Genomic DNA, 11127 nt, shown 5'->3' on the forward strand with positions numbered 1-11127 from the left:
CCTATGCACGCCCCCGACATCATCAACATCCTTGTGGTGGATGACGAATCCTCCATCTGCAAGCTCATCCAAAAGGAACTGTCCTCGCCGGGCCGCGTCGTCACGACCGCCACGTCCGCAAGCCAGGCCCTGAAGCTTTCGGCGCAGCACCCCTTCGACGTCATCGTGCTGGATGTCCGCCTGCCTGACGGCAACGGCGTGGACTTGCTGGAATACTTCAGGGAGACCCTGCCCCATGTGGAAGTGATCATGATCACCGGCTATTCCGAGGTCGCAAGCGCCGTGGAGGCCATGAAGATCGGGGCCTACGACTACATCACCAAGCCCTTTTCCCTGGACCGGCTGACCCTGGTCATCGAGCGCGCCTACCAACGCTCCATGCTGCACAAAGAACTGCACCTTTTGCGGCAAAACAAGACAAACGAGCCCTTCTCCCACCTCATCGGCCACTCCACGGCCATTTCGGAAATCCGCTACCTCATCGACAAGGTCGCCCCCACCCTCACCCCGGTGCTCATCACCGGGGAAAGCGGCGTGGGCAAAAACGTGGTGGTCAACGCCCTGCACCGCAGGAGCAACCGGGCCGACAAGCACTTAATCGTCAAGAACTGCGGGGCGTTCAACAAGGAACTGTTGCGCAGCGAGCTGTTCGGCTACTGCAAGGGGGCCTTCACCGGCGCGGTCGACTCCCAGGACGGCCTTTTGTCCCTGGCCAACAACGCCTCCCTGTTCTTCGACGAGGTGGGGGAGCTCTCCCTGGAGGTGCAGTCCATGCTCCTGCGCGTCCTGGAGTCCCAAAAGTATCGCCGGGTGGGCGACAAGGAGGAGCGCAGCGCCAACATCCGCTTTTTTTTCGCCACCAACCGCGACCTGCACAAGGAGGTCGAGGCGGGGCGCTTCCATGAGGCCTTGTTTCACCGCCTCAACGTCTTCCGCATCGAGATTCCGCCCCTGCGGGAACGCCGGGAGGACATTCCCGTGCTGATGGAGCTTTTTCTCGGGCAGCTCTACCCGGATCGCCCGCCCTACCGGGTGTCCAGCCAGGCCTTGCAGTGCCTGATGTCCTACCATTGGCCGGGCAATGTCCGCGAGCTGCGCAACGTCATCGAACGCGGCATCATCCTGGCCGAGAACGATCTGATCACCCTGAAGTGTCTGCCCAACGACATCGCCAAATGCCTGGACGACACGGCCAACGGCCTGCCCTTCCCCACCCTGGAGCAGCACGAGCGGGAGTTCATCGTGCGCGTGCTCGAATACGTGTCCAACAACCGGACCCAGGCGGCCAGCATGCTCGGCATCGGGCGCAAGACCCTGTACCGCAAGATCAAGGAATACGGCCTGGAGATGGTCTGCCAGAACGGTCGCCCCGAAGGCGGCGGCGTGGCCGCCGACATGCGTCGGCCACGCCATGCCGGGCACGGCGGCGAGTCGGCCGGGCCGTAACGGTCCCGGCCCGAAAGACCCGGGCGGCCCACGCCTTACGCCGTGTCGTCCGCCCAGCCGGTACGGTGGTGCTCCGCAAGAAACGAGGCCACGCCGAGCCACAGGACGCACAGCACCGGCAGCCCCACCACGATGGAGGCGGTCTGAAGCACGGACAGCGGGCCGTTGATGAACAAAATGCCCGTGGGCAAAAGCCCCAGGGAGATGGCCCAGAACAGCCTGTTCCAGCGGGCGGGCTCCTCGTCGGGGGAAAGCGTGCGGGTGGTGGTGGCGGCCAGGGCGAAGGACACCGCGTCGAAGGTGGTGGCCATGCATATGGCGGTGACGGCGGCGAACACCAGCTTGTACAGCGCGGGAAACGGGAGGAAATCCGCAATGGCCATGATGGCCGTGGCCCCGCTCCCGGCGGCGACCATGTTCACCACGTCGAGTTGTCCCGTGAGCTGCAAATGGAGACCGAAGTCGCCAAATATCATGTAAAAGCAGCCACAGCCCAGGGAGGCTATGAACACCGGCCCCAGGACGACCTGGCGCACCGTGCGTCCCCGGGAGATCTTGGCGATGAAAATGCTCATGAACGGGGCGTAGGCGACGAACCAGGCATAATAGAACACGGTCCAGGCCTGGGTGAACCCGTTTTCACCCGCCGGATCGATCCAGGTGGCCATGCTGATGAACCGGGAGGCCAGAAGCCCCAGACTGGATATGCCCATGTCCGTGAGAAACAGCGTCGGCCCGACAAGAAAGACAAAGGCCAAAAGACTCAACGCCAGATAGACGTTAAAGTCGGAGAGCCTGCACATGCCCTTTTTCAGGCCCAGGTAGGAGGTGACCGAGAAGATGAGCGTCACCCCGGCCAAGGTGAGGCATTGCAGCGAAAAAGACGCTTTCAGCCCGGCCACCGAAGCGATCGCCGCCGCCACGATGGGAACCCCCAGGCCCAGGGCCGTCGCCGACCCGCCCACCAGTCCGGCCATAAACAGGATGTCCACGACCATGCCGGGCCAGCCCTGGGCCCGAACGCCCAAAAGCTCGGCGCAGACCTGGGAGAGGTTCAGGACCGGCGCCTTTTTCACATAATAACTGTAGCCGATGGGCACGGCCAGGGTGGCGTAGATGGCCCAGCATATCGGCCCCCAGTGGAACATGCCGTAGGCGCATCCCATCCGGGCGTTCTCCAGCGAACCCACAGGGGCGCCCAGCAGGGAATATTTCATGTAGTACGCCCAGTCGATGGACCCGCCGAACATGATGCCCGCCCCCACCCCGGCGCAAAACAGCATGCCCAGCCAGGAAAATGTGGAATATTCGATCTTCTCGCCCAGGCGCTTGCCGCCAAGCGGCCCAAACGCGAACCACAGAAGAAGCGACAGGGATCCCAGCCCCGAAAGGAGGTAGAGCCAGCCCAGCTTGACCGTGACGAAAGCGAAAAGGCTGTTGATGACCCTCTCTCCGGCCTCGGGAAAGGCCAAAAGCGGGAAACCGCTGGCCAGGACAATGCCCAACGTCGCAAAAAAACACATCTTGCGGATCGGGCTTTTCGCGGCCGGAGAGGCCGAGCCTGAGGTGACAACCTGGGGATGTTCAGACTGCGACATGATGCCTCCTCGTCCGCATCCCCGGTACGGCTGCGGACGACCTGTTGCAACGGGGGGATATGCCCTCGCAGGCCGGGACTGCGGATTCGCCGCCGCATGGCCCGGCCCTGGCCGCCCGGGACCGGGCGCGCCGGTCTGGCCGACGACGGGTTCAGGCGCCGCTTTCCGCCGTGGGGCGGACCTCATGGCGCGCCAGCAACCGCCGGTATTCAAGTTCCGTGTCGATGCCCATAAACGGCCCAACCTCATGGATCTTCATCAGGCGCAACGTCAACCCGGGCATGGCCACCAAGGTGCGGACCACGGCGTCTCCGGCGACCTCCAGGGCCTTGGGAAACCAGGCCCGGGGAACGATGACCGGGGCCCCGCGCAGATCCTCCTGGACCGGCGCGATCATGTAGTCGGGCTGCTGGGAGAACGCCCACAACAGATGGTCGATGGTCCGTCCGGCGAGCAGGGGTTGATCGCCGTGCAGGACCATGCAGCCCGCCGCGTCGTCCATGACGGCCCGCAGTCCGGCCCGAAACGACGCCGCCTGGTCCGTCGGCTGCGGCGTAAGGACCGTCTCGCATCCGTCCAGGTCCACACGGCCCGCAAGACAGGAGCCCTTTTGCAGGACCACGGCCACCCGGGCAAGACCTGAGCCGCGCGAGGCGTTGATGACATGCTGGAGCAGGGGCAGGCCCCGGAAGGGCAGGCTGAGTTTGTCCCTGCCCATCCGGGCCGATCGCCCGGCCGCGAGGATGACGCCATGAACGGGGGCCATGCGCTGGTTCATAGGGATACGGTCCTTGGCGCCGCCATGTGGCCTGCTCATGCCCGTCATGGCGTCGCCGACTTTCTGCGTTCATGCGGCATGGCCCGCCCGGCGCTCCGGCTACGGGGCATGGCCGCCTTCCTTGTCAGACACAGGCCAACAGGGTGTCGGCCACAATGGTCCTGGCCATGGGCGCCTTGAAGGCGTTCATCAAAAGCGGTTTGGCCTGGGCCACGGCCAGCTCCCCGGCCTCACGGGCCGTCTCGCCGTTTATGGGACGCCCCAGCAGGGCGGCCTCCGAGGCGACGCAGCGGCGCGGGTTGTTGTGAACGCCGTTGAGGCAGATGCGCACGGCGGTCACCACGCCATCCAGACAGGTCACGGCTGCGGCGCAATTGACCAGGGCGAAGTCGATGGACTTGCGGACGGCGATTTTTTGAAAGGCGCTTTTCCCTCCTGGCCCCTGGTTCGGCACGAACAAACCGGTGACGATCTCGTCGCCCTCAAGCACCGTGGACTGCGCCCCAAGCTCCGCAGAAAAGAACCCGTCGATGGGGATGGCCCGTTTGCTGGTCTGGACCACGGCGTCCAGGGCCACCAGGGCCGGGGCCGTGTCGCTGGGGTTGACGGCCACGCATTTTTTCACCGCGCCGAAGATGGAATGGTAGCGGTGGTCGCCGGTCACGGCCAGACAGCGCGTGCCGCCCTTGCGCACGCAGTTGATGCGGCCGCCGAGCTTGTGCGGATACCGGTAGTACCAGCAGCGGTTCTCCTGGCAGATGTTCCCGGCGATGGTGCCGATGTTGCGCAAAAGGGGCGAACCGGTTCGTCTGGCCGCCTCGGCCAGTCCCGGCCATCCCTCCCGGACGACGGCGGACTCGGCCACCTCGGTCAGGGTGGCCAGGGCGCCGATGTGCAGCCCGTCGGCATCGGCGCGGATATCCCTGAGTCCCGGGATGGCCTTGAGGTTGATCACGGCCTTGGGGTAGCGCATCCACAGGTTGTCCTTCAGGCCGCCCACAAGGTCGCTGCCTCCGGCGATGACCCGGGCCGCGCCCTGATATTCCTCCAGCAGGAACACGGCCTCCTCGATGGTGGCCGGGTCGATGTGCGTGAACCGTTTCATGCGTTTTTTCTCCCTTTGGCCTGGATCTTGCCCAGTCCGGCGAGGATTCTGGCCGGGGTGAAGGGCGTCTCGATGAGCCGGACGCCGGTGGCGTTGTAGATGGCGTTGGAGAACGCGGCCAGGGTCGGGCAGGCGGCGCCCTCGCCGCAGGCGGTGGCCCCGAACGGGTGCGACCGGTCCCCGGGGATTTCGAGGACGAACGGCTCCACGACGCAGTCCATGCTGGTGGCGTGCTTGTAATCGATGAAGTTGGGATTGAGCAGCCAGCCGTGGCGCGGGTCCACGATGCATTCGTCGGCCAACACCGCGTGCTCCACCCCATGGCGGGCGGTCAGCAACTGGCCCTCCACGATCTTGGGATGCAGGGCCCGGCCCACGTTTTGGACCATGGTCACCCGGACGTTGCTCACCATGCCGGTCTCGGTGTCCACATCCAGGGAGATGAACTGGGCGCCCTTTTCCTTGGGGATGTAGAGTTCGTCCTTGCGGCCGTCCCGCAGGCAGTTGGGATGGGGCGAGTCGTTGACGTAGGCCCCGATGATCTCGTGCCGTCCGCCGTAATGCCCGATGGGGCCGAAGGCCTCCTTGAAGGTGAGGCCCTGGCCCGGGGCGGCGATGCAACGGATGCCGTCTTCCCCGATCTCCAATTCCTCCGGCGTGGCTCCCAGCTTGTCCGCCGCCAGGCGCAGGAGCTGGCGCTTGGCGTCCATGGCCGCCTCAAATGTGGCCCAGCCCTGAATCCAGGTGCCGCAGCTATTGGACACCAGGGTGGCGAAGGGGGTGGAGTCCGTGTCGTGGCACACCAGCCCGACCTTGGAGTACGGCAGGCCCAAAACCTCGGCCACGATCTGGCATTGCACGGTGTGCTGCCCCTGGCCGATGTCGGCGATGGCGCAGACCAAGGCGGCCGTGCCGTCGGGGAAGATCTTCACCATGGCCTCGCTGGAGTTGCCCGGGCCGGGACGTCCGGCCCCCATGGCGAAGATGGCCACGCCCATGCCGTGGCGGATGCGTCCGGTCTTGTGGCGGGGATGCAGCCAGGTCTTTTTCCAGTCCAGATGCCTGGCCCCCACATCGAGGCACTCCTCAATGCCCGAGGAGGAGATGTAGGCGGACTTGTAGGTCAGGGGGTCCCAGCCCGCGTCGATGTCGCCGGTGCGCATGCAGTTGAGCCTGCGCAGCTCCAGGGGATCGATGCCGAGCCTCTCCGCCGCGATGTCCATGGTGGTCTCCACCGCGAAGATGCCCTCGGGCGCGCCGTAGCCCTGCCAGCCCACCGAGGCGAACCGGTTGGTGTACACGTAGCGGATCTTCCCGCGCAGATGCTCGCAGTTGCGGGAGTACAGCACCGCGCCCGTGGCCAGCATGGCGTTTTTCGGGGGATATTTGTCGCCGCTGGCCCCGACCTCCTGCCAGTGGGAGAAGTCCATGGCGGTCAGGACGCCTGCCCTGGTGAACCCGATCTTCACGTCGGTGATGGTGCCGCGCGACCAGCCGCACAGCATCTCCTCCTCGCGGGAGTAGCCGCAATGCACGGGCAGGTGCAGGGCCAGGCTGGCCATGCCGGCGATGGCCAGATAATGGGACGGCATGTTGGGGTTGAGCACGTCGGCGTTTTTTCCGCCGAAGCTGGAGCCGGTGAAGGGCGACACGAGGTTGACCTTGTCCGAACCGACCTCAAGGGCCTGGGCCAGGCAGTACTTTTCGTCGTGCAGCCCCTGGGAATGGGTGTACATCTGGAGTTTGACGCCGTCGAAATGGGCGGTGCAGCCCCTGGGCTCCATGGCCGGCGATTTGCAGTAGGCGTAACGAAAGCCGGCCTGCTCCACCACGACCTCGGCCTCGGCGAATCCCTTTTCGATGTCGCCGAATCCGTTGTAGTCGGAAGGGGTCTTGGTCTTGAAAAGCCGCGTCCGGGGATCCCGGTCGCTCAAAAAGGCGTGGAACTCCCAGTCATGGCAATTGTCCTCGCCCTCGAAGGCCTGGGGCGCGCCCGGCGCGATGGCCTCCTTCAGGTCCAGGACAAAGGGCTTTTTGACGTATTCCACGCGGATCAGCTCCAGGGCCTCCTCGGCGACATCCTCGTCGTCGGCCACGACCGCCGCCACCAGATCGCCCACGTAATGCAGGGCCGGGCGGAAGATCCCGGGATAATTTTTGTGGGTCATGACCAGCCGGACGCCCGGCAGGGCCTCGGCCTGGGAAACGTCCAGGTCCGCGATTCCGGCGGCCGGATGGGGGCAGCGCAGGATCCGGGTCTGCAGCAGGTTTTTGAACGCAAAGTCCGCGTAGTACCTGGCCTGGCCCGTGACCCGGGGTCGGCCGTCCTTTTGGCGCACGGATTTTCCCACCGTCGTGGTGTCAGCCATGGCTGGCCTCCTTCGCCATCTTCCTGGCCGCGCTTTTGACGGCGGCGATGATGTGTTCGTAGTTGCTGCAGATGCACAGATTCCCGCCCAGGGCCTCCTTGATCTGCTCCTCGTCGGGGTCGGGGGTCTTTGCCAGTAGGCCAAGGGCGGACATGATCATGCCCGGGGAACAGAAGCCGCACTGGGCGCCGTATTCCTCAAGCCAGGCCTCCTGGATGGGATGCAGCACCCCGTTTTTGGACAATCCCTCGATGGTGACGATGCTTTTGCCCTCCTGTTCCACGGCCAGGATCATGCAGGAGGGGGTGGCCACGCCGTCGACCAGCACGGTGCAGGCGCCGCAGGCCCCCTCGCCGCAGGCCTCCTTGGCCCCGGTCAGACCGAATTCCCGGCGCAGAACCCTGGAGAGGGTCCAGTGGGGTTGCACCCGCAGGGCGCGGGTCTCCCCGTTCACCGTCAGCCGGATGTTTGGGGTCGCAGGTTCTTCGCTTTTCATGTCTCATTCCTTGATTTGTCGTTGCAGCCGACAGGCGGCGGGCTCAAACGTCAATTGGCCTCGGCGGCCGCAAGCCGTTTTTTCTCGGGACGGCTGGACCAGATGATGCCGCCGACGATCAGGATGCCGCTGACCAGCTGCACCACGCCGATGGCCTCGCCGAGGAAGAAATAGCCAAAGACGCCGCTTAAAAGGGGCATGCTGTAGTAGATCATGCCGGCGCGGGTGGGCCCGGCCTTTTCCAGGGACAGGTTCCACAGCCACCAGGCGATGAGCGAATTGCCCACGCCGGTGTAGATGATGCTGAAGATCACCACGCCGCTGAACTCGATATGGACGTCGGGCTTGGACCACTCCCAGCCCAGAAAGGGCAGGAGCATGATCAATCCGAAAAACACCATCAGGGTCAGGATGGTGCTCTGCGACAGTCCGTCCGGGATCTTGCGCAACACCATGCTGTACACGGCGAAGCCGATGGCGGCGGCCAGCATGAGGATGTCGCCCACCGCAAACTGCATGCCCAGAACTCGGCTCAATTGCCCTTCGGCCACCAGATAGATCGAGCCGATCAGGGCGATGGTGCAGCCGATCCAGGTGTTCACCGGCTGCTTTTCACCCAGCATGGCGGAGATGATGACGATGAATATGGGGGTGGTGACGGATATGAGCGACAGGTTCATGGCCGAGGTGCTGGCCGCCGCAAGATAGCACAAGGGGTTGAACAGGGTGACCGCAGTAAGTCCCGCCACCAGAATCGGGATCATGAACTTCTTGGCGACGGGCCATTCCTTTTTCAGCTTGGGCAACGCGAAACAGCACAGGATCAGCAACGCGACGAGCCATCGAAGCGCGCCAAGGGTCATGGGCGGAATCTTTCCAACGGCCAGCCGCGCCACAACGTAGTTTCCAGACCAGAGCATGGTGGTCATCAAGGCGTAGAAGCTGCCCATGAAAATCGGATCCTTGAACATACGCCCCCCTTGAAACAAAGATGTTTATCCGTAGATTTTCCATACAACGCGCCGCATGACGAATGTCTCTGCACCAAGCGTATTCTGGCGATGAAACACCATTTCCCGCTCGCCTTGTCGTCGACAAAGTTTTGTTGCATCCAGATTCCTGTCGCCCCCTCCTTTTGTACGTCGCATGCCACAGCATCTCCGCCGGACATGGGAATATCCTGCTATGAGCAACGGACGTGCCAACACGTCCAGGCGCACAAGAAATGGAACTTCTCTTTTTTTGGCGGTGTGTTACGGAAACATGGCGGAGGCGGCGCCGGATTTTGGAAAAGGAGTGCGAGTCGTTTTCGACTCATGCCCTTGGGATTCCGTCAGCCGTCTCCCCCTGGGGGCATGAATCGTTTTCGACTCAATGAGTTGATTTCACTTCGAGCGGGAGGCGTATTTCTTGATTAGACGGGAGGCGCGGGTCTGGCTGATGCCCAGGGCGGCGGCCACCTTGCGCGTGCTGCCGTGGATGGCGTGGGCGTCCAGCACCAGTTTGCGCTCCATGGCGGCCAGGGACTCGTCCAACGCCCCCCCGCCCATGACCGACGACACGGCCTGGGCCGAAGTGGCGTAGATCGAGGCGGGAAGATGGTCGACGGTGATCACCTCGGCGTCCACGGTGACCACCAAGCGTTCCACCAGATGGGCCAGCTCCCGGATGTTGCCGGGCCAGGAATACTGGCACAGCAGGGTCTGGGCGTCGCTGGACAGACGGCAGCTCCTGCCGTGCTGTTTGCCGAAGCGGTTCAGGAAGTGGGACAGAAGCGGCACGATGTCGCGCCGCCGTTCCCGCAGGGGGGGAATGAGGATGTCGAAGACATTGAGCCGGAAAAAAAGATCTTGGCGAAACGCCCCGCTGTGGACCATGTGCTCCAGGTTCTTGTTGGACGCGGCCAGGATGCGCACGTTCGCCGTGACTGTCTGGGAGCTGCCCACGGGGCGGTATTCGCGCTCCTGGACCGCATGCAGGATCTTGGGCTGCATGGAGAGGGGCAATTCGGATATTTCGTCCAAAAACAGCGTGCCGCCCTCGGCCTTGGCGAAAAGCCCCCCCCGTTTTTGCACCGCCCCGGAAAACGCCCCGCGCACATGCCCGAAAAGCTCGGATTCGAACAGATGCTGGGGGATGGCGGCGCAGTTGACCACCACGAAGGGCTTTTCAGCCCGCTTGCCCGTAGAGTGGATGTATTTCGCCAAAAGGCTCTTGCCGCAGCCGGATTCGCCCAGGAGCAGACAGGGGGAGCTGATGTCGGCCACCTTGCGGGCCGACTCGACGGCGATCTCCATGAGTCGGCTGTGATAGATGAGGTCGCTCGGCGGGGCGTCCTCAACCACGTCCTGCTCTGTCGTCAGCTCATCGCGACAGGGAATTTTCCCTTCATGGTAGTTGTCGCGAATGCTGAACAGGACGTATTCCACATTTCCATTCGCGTCCAAAACCGGCGTTGCGATGCTCAAAATGTCAAGGCCAAGGTACGTTTTCTGTTCCTGCTTCACCGGACACTTATACTTGTACACCGCTGGCAGCACGGAACGGTCCCAGGCGCGATGTTTTTTGACAACTTCCCAAAACGGCAACCCGATCATTTCGGCCTGCGTAAATCCGTAGTGCCGTTCACAGGCCTTGTTCACGTACAACATGCGGTAGTTGTTGTCGTAAATGATGATTTCATCATGGAGGTTGTCGATAAGCCGCACGAAGGTGGAAAAATCCATCCCGAAAATTTCTGTTTTCTCCATGAAACGCTCCATCCCGGCTCAGGTCCAACGACTGATGACGTCCCGTTTTCGCTGCGGGGAATGATCCGGCGTGTACCCTTTCTGCCGCCATGTTTCCAGCCCGCAGGCGGCCCCCTTTCGGCCGGAGTCCCGGGCCGGGGCGCCTTGTCAGCCCCCTGCGGCGGCCGTGTTCGCAGCCTGCCACAGAAGGCCGCACCCGGCCACCGTCAGAAGCGCGAACACCACCCGGCGGAAGGCGGGCTCGGAGATGCGGCCGCACAGGGTTGCGCCTGCGGCCAGCCCCAGGCCAAGCGCGGGCAGCGACAGGCCGAAGAGCCAAAGCACCCGGGGGGTCACAAGTCCCGCCGCCCACTGCGACCCTACGATGCCCACCCCGGCGGCCAGGAAATAGCCCGCCAGGGTGGCCCGCAGCACGTCGCGGCCGACAAGACGCCGCGAGGCCCAGGCCACGACGGGAGGCCCGTTCACGCCGATGGCCACCCCCAGAACCCCGGCCGCGAGCCCCGTGGCCACCCCGCCCGGCAGGGCCGTGTCCCGTCTCAGGCACTGACCGTTCATCAAACGGTATTACCACATTGCTGTAGG

At 63.9% G+C, this 11127-nt stretch carries 9 protein-coding genes; 1 reads left to right on the top strand and 8 read right to left on the bottom strand.

All coding sequences use genetic code 11. From position 1 onward, the window contains the following. Nucleotides 1–3: 3 nt before the first annotated feature. Nucleotides 4–1446: a sigma-54-dependent transcriptional regulator gene (locus V3572_RS13110; protein WP_332111462.1), complete on the top strand. Its 1443-nt coding sequence runs from the start codon at nt 4–6 to the stop codon at nt 1444–1446. A gap of 35 nt (nt 1447–1481) precedes the next feature. Here the strand turns inward: V3572_RS13110 and V3572_RS13115 are convergent, their stop codons facing one another. The 8 genes from V3572_RS13115 to V3572_RS13150 all read right to left on the bottom strand — a co-directional run bounded on the left by V3572_RS13115 (nt 1482) and on the right by V3572_RS13150 (nt 11100). Beyond that, a complete protein-coding gene (locus V3572_RS13115) occupies nt 1482–3044 on the bottom strand; it encodes a BCCT family transporter (protein ID WP_332111463.1) in 1563 nt (520 codons plus the stop codon). 151 nt (nt 3045–3195) lie between these two features. After that, entirely contained in the window at nt 3196–3822 is a 627-nt protein-coding gene (locus tag V3572_RS13120; protein ID WP_332111464.1) for a nucleotidyltransferase family protein, read from the bottom strand. Between the two features lie 124 nt (nt 3823–3946). Beyond that, nucleotides 3947–4927 (bottom strand): FAD binding domain-containing protein, encoded by a 981-nt coding sequence (locus V3572_RS13125; RefSeq protein ID WP_332111465.1) that lies wholly within the window; start codon nt 4925–4927, stop codon nt 3947–3949. After that, a complete protein-coding gene (locus tag V3572_RS13130) occupies nt 4924–7296 on the bottom strand; it encodes a xanthine dehydrogenase family protein molybdopterin-binding subunit (RefSeq protein WP_332111466.1) in 2373 nt (790 codons plus the stop codon). The genes V3572_RS13125 and V3572_RS13130 overlap by 4 nt, the downstream gene beginning before the upstream one ends. Then, entirely contained in the window at nt 7289–7792 is a 504-nt protein-coding gene (locus V3572_RS13135) for a (2Fe-2S)-binding protein (protein ID WP_332111467.1), read from the bottom strand. The genes V3572_RS13130 and V3572_RS13135 overlap by 8 nt, the downstream gene beginning before the upstream one ends. Nucleotides 7793–7842: 50 nt before the next feature. Beyond that, nucleotides 7843–8763 (bottom strand): DMT family transporter, encoded by a 921-nt coding sequence (locus tag V3572_RS13140; RefSeq protein WP_332111468.1) that lies wholly within the window; start codon nt 8761–8763, stop codon nt 7843–7845. Between the two features lie 414 nt (nt 8764–9177). Then, complete coding sequence (locus V3572_RS13145) at nt 9178–10542, bottom strand: sigma-54 interaction domain-containing protein (protein WP_332111469.1); 1365 nt, start codon at nt 10540–10542, stop codon at nt 9178–9180. Nucleotides 10543–10689: 147 nt separating this feature from the next. After that, complete coding sequence (locus V3572_RS13150; RefSeq protein WP_332111470.1) at nt 10690–11100, bottom strand: TSUP family transporter; 411 nt, start codon at nt 11098–11100, stop codon at nt 10690–10692. Between the last annotated feature and the right edge of the window lie 27 nt (nt 11101–11127).

Source organism: Desulfolutivibrio sp., assembly GCF_036584575.1.
GTDB lineage: Bacteria > Desulfobacterota > Desulfovibrionia > Desulfovibrionales > Desulfovibrionaceae > Desulfolutivibrio.